General features: G+C 67.5%; 20 protein-coding genes and 2 tRNA genes. 12 read left to right on the top strand and 10 right to left on the bottom strand.

Annotation, left to right across the window (positions count from 1 at the left end):
• The first annotated feature begins 56 nt into the window (after positions 1 to 56).
• Positions 57 to 2,015: a methyl-accepting chemotaxis protein gene (locus ACFPMG_RS06535; protein WP_376994393.1), complete on the top strand. Its 1,959-nt coding sequence runs from the start codon at positions 57 to 59 to the stop codon at positions 2,013 to 2,015.
• 93 nt (positions 2,016 to 2,108) lie between these two features.
• Here the strand turns inward: ACFPMG_RS06535 and ACFPMG_RS06530 are convergent, their stop codons facing one another.
• The 5 genes from ACFPMG_RS06530 to ACFPMG_RS06510 all read right to left on the bottom strand — a co-directional run bounded on the left by ACFPMG_RS06530 (position 2,109) and on the right by ACFPMG_RS06510 (position 8,126).
• The gene (locus tag ACFPMG_RS06530) at positions 2,109 to 4,760 is read right to left on the bottom strand and encodes a valine--tRNA ligase (protein ID WP_376994392.1); all 2,652 of its coding nucleotides are present in this window, start codon (positions 4,758 to 4,760) and stop codon (positions 2,109 to 2,111) included.
• Positions 4,761 to 4,816: 56 nt separating this feature from the next.
• Entirely contained in the window at positions 4,817 to 5,497 is a 681-nt protein-coding gene (locus ACFPMG_RS06525) for a DUF2497 domain-containing protein (RefSeq protein WP_376994391.1), read from the bottom strand.
• A gap of 141 nt (positions 5,498 to 5,638) precedes the next feature.
• The gene (locus ACFPMG_RS06520; RefSeq protein ID WP_376994390.1) at positions 5,639 to 6,997 is read right to left on the bottom strand and encodes a TolC family outer membrane protein; all 1,359 of its coding nucleotides are present in this window, start codon (positions 6,995 to 6,997) and stop codon (positions 5,639 to 5,641) included.
• Positions 6,998 to 7,032: 35 nt separating this feature from the next.
• Positions 7,033 to 7,359 carry a rhodanese-like domain-containing protein gene (locus ACFPMG_RS06515; RefSeq protein ID WP_094302098.1) on the bottom strand — a complete coding sequence of 109 codons (327 nt, stop codon included), beginning with the start codon at positions 7,357 to 7,359 and terminating at the stop codon, positions 7,033 to 7,035.
• A gap of 110 nt (positions 7,360 to 7,469) precedes the next feature.
• A complete protein-coding gene (locus tag ACFPMG_RS06510) occupies positions 7,470 to 8,126 on the bottom strand; it encodes a protein-L-isoaspartate O-methyltransferase family protein (protein WP_376994389.1) in 657 nt (218 codons plus the stop codon).
• Between the two features lie 217 nt (positions 8,127 to 8,343).
• Here ACFPMG_RS06510 and ACFPMG_RS06505 point away from each other — a divergent pair.
• The 3 genes from ACFPMG_RS06505 to ACFPMG_RS06495 all read left to right on the top strand — a co-directional run bounded on the left by ACFPMG_RS06505 (position 8,344) and on the right by ACFPMG_RS06495 (position 9,154).
• Positions 8,344 to 8,417: transfer RNA gene (locus ACFPMG_RS06505), tRNA-Cys, on the top strand.
• A 220-nt stretch (positions 8,418 to 8,637) separates the two neighbouring features.
• A tRNA-Asn gene (locus ACFPMG_RS06500) sits at positions 8,638 to 8,713 on the top strand.
• A 210-nt stretch (positions 8,714 to 8,923) separates the two neighbouring features.
• Positions 8,924 to 9,154, top strand: a complete 231-nt coding sequence (locus ACFPMG_RS06495; protein WP_376994388.1) for a hypothetical protein — start codon at positions 8,924 to 8,926, stop codon at positions 9,152 to 9,154.
• A 63-nt stretch (positions 9,155 to 9,217) separates the two neighbouring features.
• Here the strand turns inward: ACFPMG_RS06495 and ACFPMG_RS06490 are convergent, their stop codons facing one another.
• Together ACFPMG_RS06490 and ACFPMG_RS06485 are read right to left on the bottom strand one after the other, a co-directional pair.
• Positions 9,218 to 9,457, bottom strand: a complete 240-nt coding sequence (locus ACFPMG_RS06490; RefSeq protein ID WP_145626661.1) for a hypothetical protein — start codon at positions 9,455 to 9,457, stop codon at positions 9,218 to 9,220.
• 131 nt (positions 9,458 to 9,588) lie between these two features.
• Positions 9,589 to 9,765, bottom strand: a complete 177-nt coding sequence (locus tag ACFPMG_RS06485; protein WP_200485773.1) for a hypothetical protein — start codon at positions 9,763 to 9,765, stop codon at positions 9,589 to 9,591.
• A 274-nt stretch (positions 9,766 to 10,039) separates the two neighbouring features.
• On the opposite strand from ACFPMG_RS06485, the gene ACFPMG_RS06480 reads away from it, so the two are divergent.
• From ACFPMG_RS06480 to ACFPMG_RS06445, 8 genes are all read left to right on the top strand, one after another.
• Positions 10,040 to 10,990: a S1C family serine protease gene (locus ACFPMG_RS06480; protein ID WP_376994387.1), complete on the top strand. Its 951-nt coding sequence runs from the start codon at positions 10,040 to 10,042 to the stop codon at positions 10,988 to 10,990.
• An 88-nt stretch (positions 10,991 to 11,078) separates the two neighbouring features.
• Positions 11,079 to 11,690: an NUDIX domain-containing protein gene (locus tag ACFPMG_RS06475; protein WP_376994386.1), complete on the top strand. Its 612-nt coding sequence runs from the start codon at positions 11,079 to 11,081 to the stop codon at positions 11,688 to 11,690.
• Between the two features lie 111 nt (positions 11,691 to 11,801).
• On the top strand, positions 11,802 to 12,806 hold the full coding sequence (locus ACFPMG_RS06470) for a cysteine synthase A (RefSeq protein WP_376994385.1): 1,005 nt from the start codon (positions 11,802 to 11,804) through the stop codon (positions 12,804 to 12,806).
• Positions 12,807 to 12,822: 16 nt separating this feature from the next.
• The gene (locus ACFPMG_RS06465) at positions 12,823 to 13,530 is read left to right on the top strand and encodes an alanyl-tRNA editing protein (RefSeq protein WP_376994384.1); all 708 of its coding nucleotides are present in this window, start codon (positions 12,823 to 12,825) and stop codon (positions 13,528 to 13,530) included.
• A gap of 16 nt (positions 13,531 to 13,546) precedes the next feature.
• On the top strand, positions 13,547 to 14,434 hold the full coding sequence (gene sseA / locus ACFPMG_RS06460) for a 3-mercaptopyruvate sulfurtransferase (RefSeq protein ID WP_376994383.1): 888 nt from the start codon (positions 13,547 to 13,549) through the stop codon (positions 14,432 to 14,434).
• Between the two features lie 8 nt (positions 14,435 to 14,442).
• Positions 14,443 to 14,865: a GNAT family acetyltransferase gene (locus tag ACFPMG_RS06455; RefSeq protein WP_376994382.1), complete on the top strand. Its 423-nt coding sequence runs from the start codon at positions 14,443 to 14,445 to the stop codon at positions 14,863 to 14,865.
• Positions 14,841 to 15,482 carry a GNAT family N-acetyltransferase gene (locus tag ACFPMG_RS06450; protein WP_376994381.1) on the top strand — a complete coding sequence of 214 codons (642 nt, stop codon included), beginning with the start codon at positions 14,841 to 14,843 and terminating at the stop codon, positions 15,480 to 15,482. Before ACFPMG_RS06455 ends, ACFPMG_RS06450 begins: the two co-directional genes overlap by 25 nt.
• A 52-nt stretch (positions 15,483 to 15,534) precedes the next feature.
• Positions 15,535 to 16,488 (top strand): DMT family transporter, encoded by a 954-nt coding sequence (locus ACFPMG_RS06445; RefSeq protein ID WP_376994380.1) that lies wholly within the window; start codon positions 15,535 to 15,537, stop codon positions 16,486 to 16,488.
• On the opposite strand, the gene ACFPMG_RS06440 is transcribed toward ACFPMG_RS06445, so the two are convergent.
• The 3 genes from ACFPMG_RS06440 to ACFPMG_RS06430 all read right to left on the bottom strand — a co-directional run bounded on the left by ACFPMG_RS06440 (position 16,424) and on the right by ACFPMG_RS06430 (position 19,568).
• A complete protein-coding gene (locus tag ACFPMG_RS06440; protein WP_376994379.1) occupies positions 16,424 to 17,509 on the bottom strand; it encodes a pyridoxal phosphate-dependent aminotransferase in 1,086 nt (361 codons plus the stop codon). The two genes, ACFPMG_RS06445 and ACFPMG_RS06440, sit on opposite strands and share 65 nt — an antisense overlap.
• A 141-nt stretch (positions 17,510 to 17,650) precedes the next feature.
• Entirely contained in the window at positions 17,651 to 18,427 is a 777-nt protein-coding gene (locus ACFPMG_RS06435; RefSeq protein ID WP_376994378.1) for an amino acid ABC transporter ATP-binding protein, read from the bottom strand.
• 22 nt (positions 18,428 to 18,449) lie between these two features.
• Entirely contained in the window at positions 18,450 to 19,568 is a 1,119-nt protein-coding gene (locus tag ACFPMG_RS06430; RefSeq protein ID WP_376994377.1) for an amino acid ABC transporter permease, read from the bottom strand.
• Positions 19,569 to 19,573 lie beyond the last annotated feature (5 nt).

The raw sequence follows: 19,573 nt of genomic DNA, 5'->3' as shown, positions 1-19,573 counted from the left end.
CAGCGGCGTCTTCGGCGGCGGGTAAGGTCCGCGGTGCAACCAAGGATTTCCCGCATATGCTGTCGAACATTTCCATCGGCACGCGAATCGCGCTGCTGGTCGCCGCGTCCGTGGTCACCTTGGGCCTGCTGGGCGGGACGGTCACCGTCGGCGCCCAGCGCATGTTCGAGGCGACCGCCGAACTGGACCAGTTCCGCGACGCCTATGAGCACACGGCGGCCATCGAACGCCGGGCCAGCCGCCTGCGCTTCCAGGCGCTGCGCTTCGTGGCCGACCGCGACGAGACGGCGGCCGACGCCTTCGCGAAGAACGCCGAGGAAGCGTCCCGCCTGCTGGACAATCTCAAGGAACGCGGCGTGGAGCGCTTGCCGCAGGAGGAGCTGGACCACCTGTCGCAGGGCATCGGCACGCTGAAGGAGCGCTTCTCGTCGGTGGTCGCGCGGGCCAAGGAGTTGGGGCTGTCCGACGACAGCGGTCTGCGCGGCGTCCTGCGCGCCTCGGCCCGCGCCATCGAGGACGAGCTGAAGCAGTGGCCGAACGCCGACAAGCTGACGGGCCGCATGGAATCCATGCGGAAGATGGAGAAGGACTTCATCATCTACAGCGACGAATCGCTGCTGTCCGGCCACCGCAAGGCCTTCAACGAATTCACCTTCTTCCTCGCCGATTCGGGCTTGGACGCGTCCACCCAGACCAGGCTGGAGAAGCAGGCCCGCACCTACCGCACAGACCTCGGCCGGTTCGTCGACGCCACCAAGGCCTTCCGGGCCGAGGTGCAGACCTTCAACGACGCTTTCCAGGCGATGGTGCCGCGTTTCGAAGCCCTGCTGGATTCGGCCAACGCCGGCATGGCCGGGGCGGTTGAGACGCAGAACCGGGTGCGCGGCGAGGTGATCGCCAACGTGCTCCAGGTCGGTTCCGTCCTGCTGGTCGGCTTCGCGATCATCAGCCTGCTCGTCGCCCGCAGCATCACCCGGCCACTGCGCCTGATCGAGGGCGTGATGGAACGGCTGGCCGGCGGCGACCGGACGGCCACCGTTCCGGAGACCGGGCGGCGCGACGAGATCGGTGCGATGGCCCGCGCCGTCAGTGTGTTCAAGGAGAATCTTCAGCGCACGCATGAGCTGGAGCAGGAATCCCGCCGGGCCGAACGGCGGGCGGAGGAGGAACGGGAAAGCGCGCTCCGCGCCATCGCCCACGACTTCGATTCGGCCTTCGGGCGCGTGCTGCACACGGTCAGCCACGCCGCCGACCAGATCCGCAACGGCGCCCACATCCTGCGCGACACCGCGGAGAAGATGAAGGAGCAGGCGCTCGACACGTCGGAGAAGGCGGAGCAGACGTCCGAGGTGGTCGGCATCGTCAACAACGTGTCGCGCACCCTGTCCGCCTCCATCGGCGAGATCGGCGGGCGGGTGACCACCTCCAGCACGGCGATCCGCCGCGCCGTGGACCACGCCCGGCAGAGCGACTCGGCGGTGGCGGCGCTGGCCGACAGCTCGCAGCGGATCGGCGAGATCGTCCGGCTGATCAACGACATCGCCGGGCAGACGAACCTGCTGGCCCTGAACGCCACCATCGAAGCCGCCCGCGCCGGCGAGGCCGGCAAGGGCTTTGCCGTCGTCGCGGCGGAGGTCAAGGTGCTGGCCAACCAGACCGCCAAGGCGACCGAGGACATCGCCGGTCAGGTCGGCGCCATCCAAGAGGCCACCGGCTCCGTCGTCGAGGCGATCCGGTCGATCCGGACCACCGTCGAGGAGGTCGCTCATCTGTCGGAGGACGTGTCCGCTGCCGTACGCGACCAGCTCGAACAGACCGAGGAGATCGTCGGTGCGGTGGGCCGGGCCAACGACAACACCCACGAGGTGACCGAGAGCGTCAGCACGATGGCGATCACCGCCGCGGAAACCGGCAAATCGGCGATCGAGATGATCTATTCCGCTGCCCAACTGGCCGACGAGCTCCGGCAGCTCGAAGCCGACGCCGACCGCTTCGTGTCCTCCATCAAGATCTGAGGCACCAAGCCGTCCGGCACTCTTCAGACAAAAGGAAAGGGCAGGAGCCGAAGCCCCTGCCCTTCCTCGCTTTTCTGGTCCAGATGACCGGCCTTACGCGGCCAGCATCTCCAGCGCCTTCTGCAGCTTGTCGCGGGCCTGCTCCGCGGTGTCGCGGCGGTCGCGCTGCTCCTCGATCACCTCTTCCGGCGCCTTGGCGACGAACTGCTCGTTCGACAGCTTGGCGTCGATCTTTTTGATCTCGCCGGACAGCTTCTCGATCTCCTTGGTCAGGCGCGCCCGCTCCTTGTCGAGATCGACGATGCCCTCCAGCGGCAGGATCAGCGTGGCCTCGTCCAGCACCGCCTGGACGGCGCTCTTGGGCACCGGGCCGGACAGCGGCTCGACGCTGGCCAAACGGCCCATGCGCAGGATCAGGTCCCGGTGCGTGTCCAGCCGCTTCAGGCTCTCCGGACCGGCGTCCTTCAGCTTCAGCTCGATCTGGGCCGCGGGCGGCACGTTCATCTCCGACCGCATGGAGCGGACCGAGGAGATCGCCCGGACCACCCAATCCATCTCGTCACGGGCGGCCGGGTCGATCAGTTCCGCGCCATGCTCCGGCCAGCGGGCGGAGATCAGGCGGTTCGCCCGGTCGTCCGAAAGCTGCTCCCACAGCTCCTCCGTGATGAAGGGCATCAGCGGGTGGAGCATGTGCAGGATCTCGTCCAGCACCCAGGCGGTGGTCGCCCGCGTCTCGGCGATGGCGGCCTCGTCCGTGCCGCTCAGGATCGGCTTGGTGAACTCCAGGTACCAGTCGCAGAAGGTGCCCCAGGTGAAGGCATAGGCGGTGTTGGCGGCCTCGTTGAACTTGTAGGCCTCGATGGACTCGCCGACCTTCTTCGCCGCCTCCGCCAGGGCGCCGACGATCCAGCGGTTGACCGTCTGGGTCAGACCCACCGGCTTGAAGCCGGGGACCGGGGCCACCCCGTTCATCTGGGTGTAGCGCGCTGCGTTCCACAGCTTCGTCGCGAAGTTGCGGTAACCCTCGACGCGGCTGACCGCCAGCTTGATGTCGCGGCCCTGGGCGGCCATGGCCGTCAGGGTGAAGCGCAGCGCGTCGGTGCCGTACTGGTCGATCAGTTCCAGCGGGTCGATGACGTTGCCCTTGGACTTCGACATCTTCTGGCCCTTCTCATCGCGGACCAGGGCGTGGATGTAGACCGTCCGGAAGGGCACGTCCTTCATGAAGTGCAGGCCCATCATCATCATCCGGGCGACCCAGAAGAAGATGATGTCGAAGCCCGTCACCAGAACGTCGGTCGGGTAGTAGCGCGCCAGTTCCGGAGTCTCGTCCGGCCAGCCCAGCGTGGAGAAGGGCCACAGGGCCGACGAGAACCAAGTGTCCAGGACGTCCTGGTCGCGGGTCAGCGCCACATCACTGCCGTAATGGGCCTTGGCCGCGGCGATGGCCGCGTCCTCGGTCTCCTCGACGAAGAAATGGCCGTCCGGACCGTACCAGGCCGGAATCTGATGGCCCCACCAGATCTGGCGGCTGATGCACCAGGGTTGGATGTTGCGCATCCATTCGAAATAGGTGTTCTCCCACTGCTTGGGAACGAACACGGTCTTGCCGGTCTCCACCGCCTCGATGGCCGGCTTGGCGAGCGTGGCGGCGTCGACGTACCATTGGTCGGTCAGCCAGGGCTCGATGGCGACGCCGGAGCGGTCGCCGTGCGGCACCATGTGGGTGTGCGGCTCGATCTTCTCCAGAAGGCCCAGCGCCTCCAGCTCGGCCACGACCTTCTTGCGCGCCTCGTAGCGGTCGAGCCCGCGGTAGGCCTCGGGGACCTCGTCGCCGGTGATGCGGGCGTCGCGGTCCATGATGTTGATGGCCGCGAGGTTGTTGCGCCGCCCAACCTCGAAGTCGTTGAAGTCATGGGCCGGGGTGATCTTCACAGCACCCGAGCCGGTCTCCGGGTCGGCGTACTCGTCGCCGACGATGGGGATCAGGCGCCCCACCAGCGGCAGCACGACATTCTTGCCGATCAGGTCCTTGTAGCGCTCGTCCTCCGGATGCACGGCGACGCCGGTATCGCCCAGCATCGTCTCGGGGCGCGTGGTGGCGACCACGATGAAGCGGTCCGCCTCCCCCTCAATCGGATAGCGGAAGTGCCAGAGGCTGCCCTTGATCTCCTTCTGCTCGACCTCGAGGTCGGAGATGGCGGTGTGCAGCTTGGGGTCCCAATTGACCAGCCGCTTGTCCTTGTAGATCAGGCCCTGCTTGTGCAGTTCCACGAACACCTTGCGGACGGCGCGGCTCAGCCCCTCGTCCATGGTGAAGCGCTCGCGCGGCCAGTCGGGCGAGGCGCCGAGCCGGCGGAGCTGGCGGGTGATGGTGCCGCCCGATTCGGCCTTCCACTCCCACACCTTGTCGATGAAGGCGTCGCGGCCGAAGTCGTGGCGCGTCTTGCCCTCCTTGGCGAGATTCCGTTCCACGACCATCTGGGTCGCGATGCCGGCGTGGTCGGTGCCCGGCTGCCACAGGGCGTCGCGCCCGCGCATCCGGTTGTAGCGGGTCAGAACGTCCTGGAGCGTGAAGGTCAGCGCGTGGCCCATGTGCAGGCTGCCGGTCACGTTCGGCGGCGGCATCATGATGGTGTAGGGCTTGCCGTTCGACTCGGTCTTCGCCGCGAACGCGCCCGTCTCTTCCCACAGCCGGTAGTGCTTTTCCTCGACCTCGGCGGGCCGGTACGTCTTTTCCAACATCACCAGGAACTTTCGCTTACGAATTCAAACGGAATGCATGGCGGGCGTGACGCCGCTCAGAATTTCTGGGACCGCCGGATCATCCGGTCGATTTCCTGCTGGACCAGCCGCTCGACGATGGTCGGCAGGTTCTCGTCCAGCCATTCCTTCAGCAACGGCTTCAACAGCTCGCGGACGACCTCCTCCACGGTGCGCACGCCGACGGGCATCGGGCCGATGGACAGGTCGTCGCCGAGCTGGCGCGCCAGATGCGTGAAATGGTGGGACGATTCCTCGGCCACCCGGCGGGAGATCAGCCCATTGTCGAGATCGGACGGACGGATGCGTGGCCGCGGCGGAGGCGGTTCGTCATCGTCGAAATCGTCGAAGGCCGGCGCCGGACGCTTCGCGGCCGGTCGTGGCGGGGGCGGAGGTTCGGGGTCCGGTTCATGGAAGGCCGGCTCCGGATCGGCCATGCCGCCAAAGGCCGGCTCGTCGCGCCACGGATCGGGGTCCGGCTCGTCGGGCTCGCTCCGCGCCTCCTCCTGGAGCATCTGGGTGAGTTCCAGGACGTCGTCGTCATCCTCCTCCATGGGAGGCGGAGGCGGCGGCGGCGGTGGCGGAGGAGGTGGTGGGGGAGGCGGCGGCGGGGGGGGCGCCGCTTCCGCCTTCGCGGGTTCGCCATCCTCCGAGATGATGCGGCGGATGGAGGCGAGGATCTCCTCCATCGACGGTTCTTGCTGGCCTTTATCGCTCATCGTGGCAAACCCGGAGACGTCATCCTGACGCGGACACTAGGGCAGGACTGGGTAAAAAGCCACCAGACAAAAACGGCCCGCCGAGGCGGGCCGTTTTGATCATCTGGGGGTGATCACCCAGGAAGCGGCATTCAAGTGCGGTCACTCCGGCACGCCGGTTCCGATCCACTTGTTGCGCACCTGCTTGTAGTGCGTGTCGGCGTCGTAATACTGGACCGGCAGGTTGAGCTGCCGTGCCGTCAACTGGCCGATGGCGCCGAGGACCGTGAAGGCCTGGACCATCTCGGTCCGCTGGGCGCGGACGAGGTTGACGCGGGCGTTCAACAGCTCCTGCTCCTGGTTCAGCACGTCAAGCACGGTGCGCGAGCCGACCTGGGCCTCCTGCCGCACGCCTTCCAGCGCGATCTCGGCGGCCCGGATCTGGGAGTTGTAGGATTCGATGCTCGCCCGCGCGGCCTGCAGGGCCTGCCACGCACTGATCGCCGCCTCGACCGCCTGGCGGCGGGTGTCGTCGATCTGCAGGCGGGCCTGATTCGCCGTGTGCTTCGCCTCGCGGGTCAGCGCTTCCGGCAGGCCGGCCTGATAGAGCGGGATGGTGATCTGCGCGGTGAGCTGGGCGCCGTCCTGCCGCTTGATGTCGATGCCCGACGAGCGGCCCGCGTCGATGGTGCGGTTCGCCTGGGCCGACAGATTGGCCGACGGGAGAAGGCGGCCGAACTGCTGGTCCACCGCCTCGCGCTGCGCCGCCTCGGTGTAGGTGGCCGACAGCACCGACGGGTTGTTGGAGCGGGCCATCTCGACGACCTCGTCCAGCGTCCCCGGCAGCTTGAACTTCGGCTTCGGCGCCTTCAGCTTGCCCGGCATCGAGCCGACGACGCGCTCGTAGGTCGCGCGCGACGCCTGGAGCGTGCCTTCGGCGGAAATGCGGGCGGCGATGGAGGCGGCCAGGCGCGATTCGGACTGGCTGACGTCGGTGCGGGTGTATTCGCCGACGCGGAAGCGGTCGCGGGCGGCGTCGAGCTGGCGGCGCAGGACCTGCTCGTTGTTGGCCTGAAGCTCCAGCACCGCCTGGTTCTGCACGACGTCCAAATAGGCCGCTGCGGCGTTCAGGAGGATCTGCTGCTCGTTGGCGAGCACCGTGGCGCGCTGGGCTTCGACCGTGCGCTCGGCACGGCGGACGGCCGGCCCTACGGTCGCATCGTAGAGCGGCTGGGTGGCAGAGATGCCGACGCTCTTGGCGTTGTTCTCGGAGCCGGTTTCGCCGCCCTGAAAGGTGCTGTCGGTCGCCTCGCGGGTGATCCCCGCCGTCGCCCGCACCGTCGGACGGTAGCCGGACAGCGCCTGCGGGACGCTTTCGTCAACGGCGCGCTGACGGGCGCGCTGCGCGGCGAGCGCCGGATTGTTGGAATAGGCCTGCGCTAGCGCGTCTTCGAGGGATTGGGCCGACGCGGTGTCGATGCCCCCGACGAAGGCAACCCCCAGCGTGAGGGCGGTCGCCATCAAGTGGCGCGCGAAACGGCTTCGCACAGTCATGTTCAGTAGACCTTCATGTTCGGGTCGATTCGGCGCGCCCAGGCGTCCACCCCGCCATTCAGATTGGTGGCGCGGGAAAACCCCTGGGAACGCAACCACATGGTCACCTGCGCGCTGCGCCCGCCATGGTGGCAGACGACCACGATGTCGCGGTCCCGCGGCAACTCCCCGACGCGGGCGGGCAGCGCCCCCATCGGAATGTGGAGACTGTCGGGAAGGGCGCAGATGGCCACCTCCCCCGGTTCCCGCACGTCGAGGACCAGCGGATCGCCGCCGGATGTCCGGATACGGTCGAGGTCTTCGACTTCCATGTCAAACGGCGCCGGCATGCCTTGATTCTCCGTTGCGGGCCGCAGGACAGCGGCCGGTGAAAGGCAAGGTGACAGGCTGGGGGACGGGGCGACGGGGGCCGAAGCCCCCGGGATCACTCACTTTGCGATCAGAATACGAATTTCGGCTTGGCTTCGAAACCGGGCAACGGGTGCGTGTGCGCCTCGAACAAGGTGCGGGCCGAAGTGACGTCACCGCTGCGCTGATACAGCTTCACCTCGCCGACCCCGCGCTCGCCGAGGACGGCGGCGACCAGTCGCCCACCTTCGCCCAGTTGGGAAAGGATACCGTCCGGAACCTCCGACACCAAGCCTTCGATCACGATCACGTCGTAGGGGGCCTGCTGCGGGTAGCCTTCGGTCAGCGGGGCGGTGATCACGACGGCGTTGTCGGCGCCGACCGCGCTCAGCGCTTCCGTGGCCTGCCGGGCCAGTTCGGCATCGGATTCGATGCCGACGACGGTGGCGGCGAGGCGTGCCAGCACGGCGGTCGAGTAGCCGGAGCCGCTGCCGATGTCGAGCACGACGTCGTTCGCGTCGATGCCCACTTCCTGGAGCATGCGGGCGAAGACCATCGGCTCCATCAGGTAGCGGCCTTTGCCGATGGCGAGATCCTCGTCCACATAGGCAATACCGCGCGCCGCCTTCGGCACGAACTGTTCACGGGGAATGTCGAGCATGGCATCGACCAGACGCTGGTCGGTCACCTTGTTCGGTCGGATCTGCCCTTCGACCATGTTGAGACGGGCGGCGGCGTATTCGGACATGGCGGTCGCTTACAATCTGGTGGACGGAGCGCGGCGCCAAGCCGTGGTGCGCGGCCTCGCTGCCTCGTCGCGTATATATCTTCAAAGTCTCACGAACACAACGCCGCACCGGATGATCGAAATACGCCACGAAGGCGCTTGACCACCCCCGTGAACAGCAGTATACGTCCGCTCCCACGCCGCGGCGCTCCCGCTAGGGGGTGCCAGACGCAAGGATGGCGCGGTGGCAGAGTGGTGATGCAGCGGACTGCAAATCCGTGTACGTGGGTTCGATTCCCGCCCGTGCCTCCATCCTTGATACGGCTGAGACATCAGAAAAATCAAAGCGTTCGATAAGCATCGCGCCTCTACAGGCCGGTGCTTTTCCGCGTTTTCGCGTCGCGTCGGCGCCGCCATCCGCCCTGCCCCAGCCGTCGATTTTTTGCCATCAAAAGACTTGGCAAGCGTCAGAGGGTCCGCTATATAGCCGCCCACGCCGGACGTTGCGCCTCGCAAAGACCGGTCAGACTGATCCCGGTTAGCTCAGTCGGTAGAGCAGCGGACTGTTAATCCGCGTGTCGCTGGTTCGAGTCCAGCACCGGGAGCCACTTCGATGAAAAGGCCGAGTCCTCGCGGGCTCGGCCTTTTCTCATAGCAGTCATTCGTAATGTCCTTTTGCCGACACCGCTTCCGGCATCATCCGAAGGAACGAGCGTTCCGACCGAAGGCTTGATGCCGCCACTGCGCTTCCGGCGTTACAATTCCACGGTATACCCATCCGAGTCGGGATTGCGCCTGTTCAGCGGTGGAGGCGACCCATGACCATTCTCCCCCTCAGTTTTCGACCCTTCACGCCCAAGGGAGTGCCCCCTCGGCCCGATGGCCGGCAGGAAGAGGGTGGCTGGGTCGCCGCGGTGGCGATCATTGCCTTGGCCATGGTGGTGGCCATCGTCCTGCTGGGCGTCGATTGGCACCGGATGCTGGTCCGCGGCGAGGCCGTGCTGCCGGAAAACCAGCGGTCCATGGTGGTCACACCGATGCCCCGCTGAAATGCCCGGCTGAACCGGATGCCTGATGGCCCGATGACCGGGCGGGCCACCCTCTGCGGATGTCTATCGAGATTGCGGGTCGTCGTAGATCAGGCGGTTGTCCGCGGCCTCGCCGGCAGGGTCGCCAATGTCGCGTTTCCATTCGCCGCACCAGTCGGTGGACAGGGTGATCGGAAAGCGCCCTTCCGTGTCGCGCGGGGTCACCTGCGGCGGAAAGCGGCGGCACAGTCCCTTCGGTCCCCTCTGGCGGATGCCCTGCCCTTCCCAGAACAGGCAAGTGTAGCAATTGTCGATTCGCTTCATCGTGGGGACGCGCTCCTTCCTTCAACGACGGCCCCCCGGAACGGCAATCTGTTCCGGGAGCGGCGGCAGTGTCGGCCAGCCGCCCCCTCCGCGTCGATGAAGAAATGCGCGCCGATGTCGGCGGCGGTGTGTTACTCGTGGCGCGGCTTGCCTTTGCGCATGTCGTCGGAGTGCTGGGCGTAGAAGGCCTTGATCTCCGCATCCAGTTCGAGCTTCCGGCGCTCGCCGGACGAACCGGCGGGCTCGTCGGCGAGACGCTGGAACTCCGCCACCGCCTGTTCGAGTTCATGTTCGCTGTTGATGGGCATCGGCGCCGTCCTTCATGGTGTCGTTGACGCGGGTAACGTTTGTCGGCGGGTGGAGGTTTCACGTGCCGGACAGGTGCGCCTCCGTCGAGTCAGAGAACCCCTTGATGCGAGCGCCCTGACGCTCATGTTTAATTCGGGGATCGAGCAATCCGGCGTCCCGCCCGACTCGACTCCGGCAAGGGAGGGAAGCATGTCGGGTCGCTGGCGCCGCATCCCCTGGACGTTGACCTGTTTTGCGACCTGTTTTGCGACCTGCCTTGCAGCCTTCCTTTCAGTGATTGTTCCTGTCACAGCGGCACGGGCGGACCAGCTCGACGCGGCGAAGCTGGCGGGCGCCCTGGTCCGCATCTCGGCCACCATCCTTCCCGACAGCCAGAGCGCCCGCTCGCTCGGCACGGAGCGCGAGGGGACCGGAGTCGTCATCGACGGATCCGGACTGATCCTGACCATCGGCTACACGATTCTGGAGGCGTCGCAGCTCCAGGTGACCACCGGCGAGGGGCGCGGCTATCCCGCCGAGTTCGTGGCGTACGATCAGGCCAGCGGATTCGGGCTGCTGCGCGCCGGCATGGGCTTCAGCGCCGCCCCCGTCCGGCTCGGCGACTCCGATGCGATCAAGGAGGGCGAGCGCGCCATGGTGCTCACCCGGCAGGGGTCGACCGGGGTGCAGCCGGTGCTGATCGCCGCGAAGCGCGAGTTCGCCGGCTATTGGGAGTATCTGCTGGACGAGGCGATCTTCACCACCCCGCCGATCATGGGCTTCAACGGCGCCGCTCTGATCGACCGCAAGGGCGAGTTGGTCGGGATTGGCTCGCTGATCGTCCGCGATGCGGTGCCGGCACACGGCGGCATCCCCGGCAATATGTTCGTTCCGGTCTCCGCATTGAAGCCGATCCTCGCTGATCTGTTGGCCTTCGGGCGGCGTCAGGAGCCGGCGCGCCCCTGGCTGGGCGTCACCCTGCGCGAGGAGCAGGGTCGCCTGATGGTCGAGCGGGTCACCCCGCAGAGCCCGGCCGCGACCGTGGGAATCCGGCCCGGCGACATGATCGTCGGAGTCGCCGGCCAGCGGCCGAAGGGGTTGGCGGACTTCTACCGCAAGGTCTGGGATCTCGGTCCGGCCGGCGTCACCGTTCCGTTGGAGCTGCTGCGCGGTCCCAAGCTGGAACCGGTCGCCGTCCCCTCCGCCGACCGCTACAGCACGCTGAAGCTGAACCCGACCTTCTGACGGAAAACGACCGGCCGCCTCGCCCCGGACCGGCGGATGCGCTAAATCCTTGGACCGTGCACGCCCCGCAAGCCAAGGAGACCCGCCCGTGGATCACCCGGACATCGAGATCCAAGAAAAGAAGAGAGCCTACGACGGCTACCTCAAGGTCGACGTCTACCGCCTGCGCCACAAGAGGTTCGACGGCTCCTGGAGCGGTGTCCTGCCGCCGCGCGAGGTCTGCGTGCGCGGTGAGGCCGTGGGCGTCCTGCTCTACGATCCGGACCGGGACAGCGTCGTGCTGATCGAGCAGTTCCGGGTCGGCTCGGCTTCGGCGGCGGGCGGCCGGGCGTGGCTGACGGAAATCGTCGCCGGCCTGCTGGACGAGGGTGAGACTCCCGAGCAGGTGGCGCGGCGCGAGGCCAGGGAGGAGGCCGGCTGCACCGTCCAGGAGATCGAGACGATCTGCGACTATTACCCCAGTCCGGGGGCGTACGACGAGCATGTCACCGTGTTCTGCGGGCGGGTGGACAGCCGGGGCCTCGCCGCGACGGGCGGTTGCGCGGACGAGCACGAGGACATCCGCATCATGGTCATCCCGGCCGACGAGGCGATCCGTCTGCTCGACGAAAACCGGCTGAACAATTCCATCGCCATCATCGCGCTGGGCTGGTTCGCGCGGAACCGCGACCGGCTGCGCGGCGAGTGGATTAAGGAATAGAAAGGACGATCTGATTTCGTTCAATGCTGCATTTCACAAGCCGATCTTGAATTCCCTGGTGCGCAATCCGATAGTGTTGCCCGGCTCATCATTCGATTCGGGAGACAGTCCGTGGACATCCGCACCGGCTTCATCGGCTCCATCGGCAACACGCCGCTGATTCGGCTGGAAGGGCCGTCGAAGGCCACGGGATGCGAGATCCTGGGCAAGGCGGAGTTCCTCAACCCCGGCGGCTCGGTGAAGGACCGCGCGGCCCTGGCCATCGTCCGCGATGCCGAGCGCCGGGGCCTGCTACGTCCTGGTGGCACCATCGTGGAAGGCACGGCAGGCAACACCGGCATCGGGCTGGCGCTGGTCGGCAACGCGCTCGGCTACCGCACCGTCATCGTGATGCCGGAGACGCAGAGCCAGGAGAAGAAGGACATGCTGCGCCTGGTCGGCGCGGATCTTCGCCTTGTGCCGGCGGTGCCCTACTCAAACCCCGACAACTACGTCCGCTATTCCGGCCGCCTGGCCGAGGAACTGGCGAAGACCGAGCCGAACGGCGCCGTCTGGGCCAACCAGTTCGACAATGTGGCGAACCGCGAGGGCCACCGTCTGACCACCGGTCCGGAAATCTGGACCCAGACCGAGGGGCGGATCGACGCCTTCACCTGCGCGGTGGGCAGCGGCGGCACGCTGGCCGGCGTCGGTCTGGCGCTGAAGGAGCGCAACCCGGACGTCCGCATCGTTCTGGCCGACCCGATGGGCGCCTCCCTCTACCATCACTACGCCCATGGGACGCTGAAGGCCGAGGGCAGCTCGATCACCGAAGGCATCGGCCAGGGCCGCATCACCGCCAACCTGGAGGGCGCTCCGGTCGATCAGGCTTTGCAGATCCCCGACGAGGAGGCCCTGCCGGTCATCTTCGACCTGATCAAGTCGCAGGGTCTGGTGCTGGGCGGCTCGTCGGGCATCAACGTCGCGGCGGCCATCCGCATCGCCAGGGAGATGGGGCCGGGGCACACCGTCGTGACGATTCTCTGCGACGGAGGGCAGCGCTACCAATCGAAGCTCTTCAATCCGGCCTTCCTGCGTGAGAAGAATCTGCCTGTGCCCGATTGGCTGGATTCGTAAACGCACCTGAGGTCCCATGGAGCTGATCTTCCGCGAGGACGCCTACGCCACCTCCTGCACCGCCGCCGTGACATCCGCGGACGAGCGGGGCATTCGACTCGACCGGACGGTCTTCTACCCCAACGGCGGCGGCCAGCCCGGCGACACCGGGCTGCTGCGCGTCGCCGGCGCCACGCTGCGCATCGTGGACACGGTGAAGGGCGACGGGCCGGACGACGTCATCCATGTGCCCGAGCCCGGCACCGTCCTGCCCGCCCCCGGCACCCCGGTGGAGGCCGAGATCGACTGGGACCGCCGACACCGTCACATGCGGATGCACACGGCGCTGCACCTCGTCTGCGCGGTCCTGCCCGGCGCCTCGATCACCGGCGCCCAGGTCGGGGCGGAGCGCAGCCGGGTCGATTTCAACGTCCCGACCGAGGGGCTCGACAAGGAGGCCATCGCGGCGGCCCTGAACCGGCTGGTCGAAGCGGACACGCCGGTCGGCTCTCTGTGGATCACCGACGAGGAGCTGGACGCCAACCCTGAGCTGATCCGCACCCTGACGGTCAAGCCGCCGCGCGGCTATGGCCGCGTCCGGCTGGTGGACATCGCCGGGGTTGACCGCCAGCCCTGCGGCGGTACCCATGTGAAGCGGCTGGGTGAGATCGGCGGGCTCGACGTCGTGAAGATCGAGAACAAGGGCAAGCAGAACCGGCGCGTGATCGTCGCGCTGCGCGATTGAACGGGGAGGACATTCCATGACCGAATCGCACACCATCCACACCCTCCCCGGCCCGATCGTCTCGACGGCGTGGCTGGCGGAGCGGCTGGGCCAGCTGGGCCTGCGCGTCCTCGACGCCTCCTGGTTCATGCCCGGCTCCGGCCGCGACCCGAGCGTCGAGTTCCTGGAGCGGCACATCCCCGGCGCCATGCGCATCGACATTGACGACGTGGCGCAGCCGGACACCCACCCCCTGCCGCACATGGTGCCGGACGAGGCGACCTTCGCGGCTAAGGTCGGGGCGCTCGGTGTCGGCAATGGCGACACGGTGGTCGTCTATGACAGCGCCGGCATGGCCACCGCCGCCGCGCGCGTCTGGTGGATGTTCCGTCTGTTCGGGCACGGCCGCGTCGCCGTTCTGGACGGCGGCCTGCCGAAATGGATCGCGGAAGGCCGGCCGCTGGAATCCGGTCCGGCCGACCCGGCCCCGGCGGCGTTCACGGCGGCGCTGCGACCCGGCCTGCTGCGCCGGGCCGACGAGGTTCTCGCCAACATCGACTCGCGGGTCGATCAGGTGGTGGACGCCCGTGGCGCCAACCGCTACGAGGGCGCCGTCGTCGAGCCCTGGCCGGGCCGCCGCAGCGGGCGCATCCCCGGCAGCCTCAACCTGCCCTACACGGACCTGATCGACGGGGAGAGCAAGACCCTGCTGCCGCCCGAGTCCGTCGCGGAGCGGGCGAAGGGCGCCGGGCTTGACCTGGAGCGTCCCATCGTCGCCTCCTGCGGCAGCGGCGTGACCGCCTGCGTGCTTGCCCTCGGTCTGGCCGCGGCCGGCAAGGAGGATGTGGCCGTCTATGACGGGTCCTGGGCGGAATGGGGGCTGCGCAGCGATCTGCCGTTGGAGACCGGGCCGGTGAAGCGGTGACCGGAGCGTTGGATATCCGTCATTACGAGGCGGCGGACTGTGACGACGTGGTGGCGCTGTGGACCGCCTGCAACCTCGTTGTGCCGTGGAACGACCCGGTGGCCGACATCGCGCTCGCGGTGTCGAAGCCGAACGCGACCATCCTGATCGGCCGCGAGGATGGGCGGACCGTGGCGTCCGTCATGGTCGGTCATGACGGGCACCGCGGCTGGTTCTACTATCTGGCGGTCGATCCCACCTGCCGCGGGCACGGTCACGGCCGGGCGATGGTCCAGGCGGCGGAGGGCTGGCTGGTGGAGGCAGGCATGCCCAAGGCGCAACTCATGGTGCGCGCGACAAACCACGCCGTGGTGGCGTTCTATGAGCGGCTGGGCTATGCCACCGGTCCCGTTACCGTGATGCAGAAATGGCTGAAGACCGATTCTCCCTGACGCCGCCTCCCCGGACGTCCCTGTCGCCGTCCCGGATCGTGGCGCCGGTGCCGCCCGGCTGCCTGTCCGTCATCGTCACCTATCTGGAGATGACGACCCCGCCGGCCCACGCGCCCCTGCCCCGCCCGGCGGGTGACGTGGCGCTGGTGCGGGCCAACCCGCCGACCGCCTCCTACTACCGCTATCTCTACGACACGGTGGGCGAGCCCTGGCTGTGGCACGAGCGGCGGCGCATGCCGATGCCGGAACTGGGGCGCGTCGTCACCGACCCGCGGGTCGAGATCTGGGTCCTTTACGTGAACGGCACCCCGGCCGGCTACGCCGAGATCGACCGGCGGGAGGACGACACCGATCTGGCCTATTTCGGGCTGATCCCCGATTTCATCGGCCTGAAGCTCGGCCCCTGGCTGCTCGACACGGCGATCCGGCTGGCCTGGCAGGGCGGGACGAAGCGGCTTCTCGTCAACACCTGCACCTTCGACCATCCGAAGGCGCTGCCGCTCTACCAGTCGATGGGGTTCGTGCCCTACCGGCATGTGACCCGCGAGATCCGCGATCCCCGGCTCCTCGGCTGGCTGCCGCGGACCTCGGCGCCGCACATTCCGATCAACGAGTGACGGGCCGTCCCGGTCCGCTCTCCGCTGCTCCGAACGCCAGGACACCGACGCCATGACGAAGGGCATTCTGTTCGCGTTCCTGGCCTTCGCCTTCTTCGCCTGGGGCGATGCGCTGGTGAAGGCGATCGGGCATGGGCTGGACCCCTTCGAGGTCACTTTCTTCGCCTACATCCTGCCGTTGCTGCTCTCCCCGGTCTTCATGACCAGGGGCGACCGTGTCGGCGACCTGCTGCGCTGGAACCGGCCCTGGCTGATGACGGTGCGGCTGGTCTTCGTGGCGGCCTCCACCCCGCTCAGCGTCATGTCGTTCCGAAGCCTTCCCTTCGCGGAAGCCTTTGCAATGATCTTCCTGATGCCCAGCCTGGTGACGCTGCTGGCGATCGTCGTGCTGAAGGAGCCGGTGCGCTGGCGCCGGCGGCTGGCCGTCGGGGCGGCCTTCATCGGCGTGCTGATCGTCGCCCGCCCTGGGTTCCGCGAGTTGCTGCCTGGCCATTTCGCGGCGCTGGGCTGCGCCTTCAGCTCCGCCGTCGTGGTCGTCACCGGGCGCATGATCGGTCATTCCGAAAAGCGATTCACCCTGATCGGGACGGTGTTCCTGTCGACCGCCGTCGTGTCCGGACTGCTGATGATCCCCGGTTTCGAGTGGCCGACGCGGGAGCAATGGATTCTGACGGTGGGCTTCGCCACCACGACCTTCGCCGCCCAGGCCCTGTTCACCCTGGCCGCCGCCTTCGCCCCGGCCGACCGGGTGGGGGCAGCCCAGTACAGCCAGATCCTGTGGGCGCTGGCCATCGGGGCGATTTTCTTCGACGAGTGGCCGGACCTGCTCTCGCTGGTCGGCATCGTGATCGTCGTCGGTTCCGGGTTGTTCATCTTCGCCCGCGAGCACGCCCGGCATCCGGACCCGATGCCCGAACCGGTTCCCGGCGAGGAGCCGGAGGTCAGCTCAGAATCTCTCCCAGAGCCGCGACCAGAGCCCGGTTTTCGTCCTCCCGCCCGACCGTGATGCGCAGGCAGTCGGCCAGCCCGTAATCCTGGGTGGGCTTCACCAGGATGCCGCGACGCGCCAGATGGTCGAGCACCGCCTGGACGCCGAGCGATGGGTCGGTCGGGATGCGCGCCAGGATGAAGTTGCAGACGCTGGGATAGACGCGCACGCCGAGCTGCTCCAGCTCGTGGCTCAGCCAGGGCAGCCACGCGCTGTTGTGGGCGAAGGTCGCCTCTTCATGCTCGGTGTCGCCGATGGCGGCCTCCGCCGCGGCCTGGGCGGCGATCCCGACGTTGAAGGGGCCGCGCGTCTGGTTGACCGCCTCGATCACCCCCGCCGGGCCGTAGGCCCAGCCAACGCGCAGCCCGGCCAGCCCATGCAGTTTGGAGAAGGTGCGCACCATCAGCACGTTGTCGGAATTCTCGACGATCGCCGTGCCGTCGCTGTAGTTGTCGCGGCGGCAATAGTCGGCGTAGGCCGAATCGAGAACCAGCAGCGTGTGCGAGGGCAGGCCGGCGCGCAGCCGCAGGACCAGGTTCGACGGGATGTAGGTGCCGGTGGGGTTGTTCGGGTTGGCGAGGAAGCAGAGCTTCGTCTTCTCGTTCGCCCGGTCGATCATCGCCTCGACATCGACGACCAGATCGCGCTCCGCGGCGATCACCGGAGTCGCGCCGGCGGCGCGGATCGCCTTCATGAAGCCGCGGTAGCCGTGCTCGTGGCACAGCACCTCGTCCCCCGGCCCGGCGAAGGCCTGGGTGACGAGGTGGATCATCTCATCGGAGCCGTTGGCGCAGGTGATGTGGCCGGCGTCCAGATCGTAGCGCCGGGCGATGGCGTGGCGCAGGCGGTCCTGCGACCAGTCGGGATAGCGGTGGATCTGCGCCGCCATGTGGCGGTAGGCGGTGAGCGCCTTCTTGCCGGGTCCCAGCGGATTGACCGTCAGCGACAGATCGACCCAGGCGGCGCCGTCCTGCGGTGGTCGGGCGGGACGGTAGGGCTTGATCTGGCCAATTCCGGGACGGGGACTCAGCAGCTCCATCAGGCAGGCTCCGTTGTGCATAGCGGCAGACAGCACGAACGGACTGCATTCAACCCGAAACCGGGGCAACCCGCCAGCGTTCCTTGCGGGTTGCGCTGGTTTACCGCGCCGGAACAAGCCGTTCCGGCGCGGTTATGAGCATCAGTGGTTCAGGATCTGGCTGAGGAACAGCTTCGTCCGGTCCGACTGCGGGTGGTTGAAGAACTCATTGGGCGTGTTCTGCTCGACGATCTCGCCGCGGTCCATGAAGATGACGCGGTCGGCGACCGACTTGGCGAAGCCCATCTCGTGCGTGACGCAGAGCATGGTCATGCCGTCCTCGGCCAGACCGATCATGACGTCCAGCACCTCCTTGACCATTTCGGGATCGAGGGCGGAGGTCGGCTCGTCGAACAGCATGACCTTCGGGCTCATGCACAGCGAGCGGGCGATCGCCACGCGCTGCTGCTGGCCGCCGGAAAGCTGGCCGGGATACTTGTGCGCCTGCTCGGCGATGCGCACCCGCTTCAGGTAGCGCATCGCCATCTCCTCCGCCTCGGCCTTCGGCTTCTTGCGGACCCAGATGGGGGCGAGCGTGCAATTCTCCAGCACGGTCAGGTGCGGGAACAGGTTGAAGTGCTGGAACACCATGCCGACTTCGCGGCGGACCAGCTCGATGTTCTTCAGGTTGCCGGTCAGCTCGATGCCGTCGACGACGATGGAGCCCTTCTGGTGCTCCTCAAGCCGGTTCAGGCAGCGGATCATGGTCGACTTGCCGGAACCCGAGGGGCCGCAGATCACGATCCGCTCGCCCTTGGCGACCGACAGGTCGATGTTCTTCAGGACGTGGAACTCGCCGTACCACTTGTGCACGCCCTGGCACTGGATGATCGGTTCCCCCTGGGGGAAGCTGCGCGCGGCGCCGGCTGTTTGGGCCATGGTCATCTCTTTTCCCCTTCCCTCAGCGACGGTGACCGCGACGCAGGTCGCGTTCGAGCTTTTGGCTGTATTTGGACATCGAGTAGCAGAACACCCAGTAGATCACGCCGATGAACAGGTAGGCCTCGCGGTAGAAGCCGCGCCAGGCCGGGTCGGAGAGCGCCGCCTTGGCCGTGCCCAGCAGATCGTAGAGGCCGATGATGATGACCAGCGACGTGTCCTTGAAGAAGCTGATGAAGGTGTTCACCAGCGGCGGGATGGAGATGGCGAGCGCCTGCGGCAGGATGATCTTGCCCATCGCCTGCCAGTAGTTCAGGCCCAGCGCGTCCGCCGCCTCGTACTGGCCCTTCGGGATAGCCTGAAGGCCGCCGCGGATCGCTTCCGCCATGTAGGCGGCGGCGAACATGATGAAGGCGATCTGGGCGCGCAGCAGCTTGTCGAAGTTCACGCCGGTCGGCAGGAACAGCGGGAACATCACCGACGCCATGAACAGCAGGCTGATCAGCGGCACGCCGCGGATCAGCTCGATGTAGGTCACCGAGATCACGCGGATGGCCGGAAGCTGCGACCGCCGGCCGAGCGCCAGCAGGACCGACGCCGGGAAGGCCACGGACAGGCCGACCACCGACAGCATCAGGGTCAGCGGCAGGCCGCCCCACAGCGTGTTCTCGACATAGGTCAGGCCCAGGACGCCGCCCCACATCAGCACGCCCACCGCCGTCAGGCCGGCGATCCACAGGAGGCCCAGCCAGGGCTTCCAGAAGCGGCGGTCGCAGCTCGCCAGCACCAGCGCGATGATGATCACGATGGTGATCAGCGGTCGCCACTGCTCGTCGTACGGGAAGGTGCCGAACATGACGAAGCGCAGCTTCTCGCTGACGAAGGTCCAGCAGGCGCCACCCTCCTGCCGGCACACCTGGGGCGGCGTGCCGAAGCTGTTGGCGCTGAAGATCAGCCAGTCGAGAAGCGGCGGGATCGCCTTGAACAGCAGCCAGGCGATCAGGATCGTCAGGAGCGCGTTGTACCAGGTGTTGAACAGATTGTTGCGCAGCCACGCCACGGGGCCGACGGTGTTGGACGGCGGACGCTCGTCGGGAATGCTTCCGGTATGGACGTTGCCGGTATGGACGTTGTCTGTCATGGCCG

The sequence above is a fragment of the Azospirillum himalayense genome, from assembly GCF_042657465.1.
Classification (GTDB): Bacteria; Pseudomonadota; Alphaproteobacteria; order Azospirillales; family Azospirillaceae; genus Azospirillum; species Azospirillum himalayense.
The sequence above is the reverse complement of the archived record's forward strand: the minus strand, read 5'-3'. Positions and strand labels throughout refer to the sequence as shown.

Excerpts from the sequence above, each read along its gene's own strand:
- ACFPMG_RS06535 (WP_376994393.1), top strand. The coding sequence starts at position 57 with ATGCTGTCGAACATTTCCATCGGCACGCGAATCGCGCTGCTGGTCGCC.
- ACFPMG_RS06530 (WP_376994392.1), bottom strand. The coding sequence starts at position 4,760 with ATGTTGGAAAAGACGTACCGGCCCGCCGAGGTCGAGGAAAAGCACTAC.
- ACFPMG_RS06525 (WP_376994391.1), bottom strand. The coding sequence starts at position 5,497 with ATGAGCGATAAAGGCCAGCAAGAACCGTCGATGGAGGAGATCCTCGCC.
- ACFPMG_RS06520 (WP_376994390.1), bottom strand. The coding sequence starts at position 6,997 with ATGGCGACCGCCCTCACGCTGGGGGTTGCCTTCGTCGGGGGCATCGAC.
- ACFPMG_RS06515 (WP_094302098.1), bottom strand. The coding sequence starts at position 7,359 with ATGCCGGCGCCGTTTGACATGGAAGTCGAAGACCTCGACCGTATCCGG.
- ACFPMG_RS06510 (WP_376994389.1), bottom strand. The coding sequence starts at position 8,126 with ATGTCCGAATACGCCGCCGCCCGTCTCAACATGGTCGAAGGGCAGATC.
- ACFPMG_RS06495 (WP_376994388.1), top strand. The coding sequence starts at position 8,924 with ATGACCATTCTCCCCCTCAGTTTTCGACCCTTCACGCCCAAGGGAGTG.
- ACFPMG_RS06490 (WP_145626661.1), bottom strand. The coding sequence starts at position 9,457 with ATGAAGCGAATCGACAATTGCTACACTTGCCTGTTCTGGGAAGGGCAG.
- ACFPMG_RS06485 (WP_200485773.1), bottom strand. The coding sequence starts at position 9,765 with ATGCCCATCAACAGCGAACATGAACTCGAACAGGCGGTGGCGGAGTTC.
- ACFPMG_RS06465 (WP_376994384.1), top strand. The coding sequence starts at position 12,823 with ATGGAGCTGATCTTCCGCGAGGACGCCTACGCCACCTCCTGCACCGCC.
- sseA (WP_376994383.1), top strand. The coding sequence starts at position 13,547 with ATGACCGAATCGCACACCATCCACACCCTCCCCGGCCCGATCGTCTCG.
- ACFPMG_RS06450 (WP_376994381.1), top strand. The coding sequence starts at position 14,841 with ATGGCTGAAGACCGATTCTCCCTGACGCCGCCTCCCCGGACGTCCCTG.
- ACFPMG_RS06445 (WP_376994380.1), top strand. The coding sequence starts at position 15,535 with ATGACGAAGGGCATTCTGTTCGCGTTCCTGGCCTTCGCCTTCTTCGCC.
- ACFPMG_RS06440 (WP_376994379.1), bottom strand. The coding sequence starts at position 17,509 with ATGGAGCTGCTGAGTCCCCGTCCCGGAATTGGCCAGATCAAGCCCTAC.
- ACFPMG_RS06435 (WP_376994378.1), bottom strand. The coding sequence starts at position 18,427 with ATGGCCCAAACAGCCGGCGCCGCGCGCAGCTTCCCCCAGGGGGAACCG.
- ACFPMG_RS06430 (WP_376994377.1), bottom strand. The coding sequence starts at position 19,568 with ATGACAGACAACGTCCATACCGGCAACGTCCATACCGGAAGCATTCCC.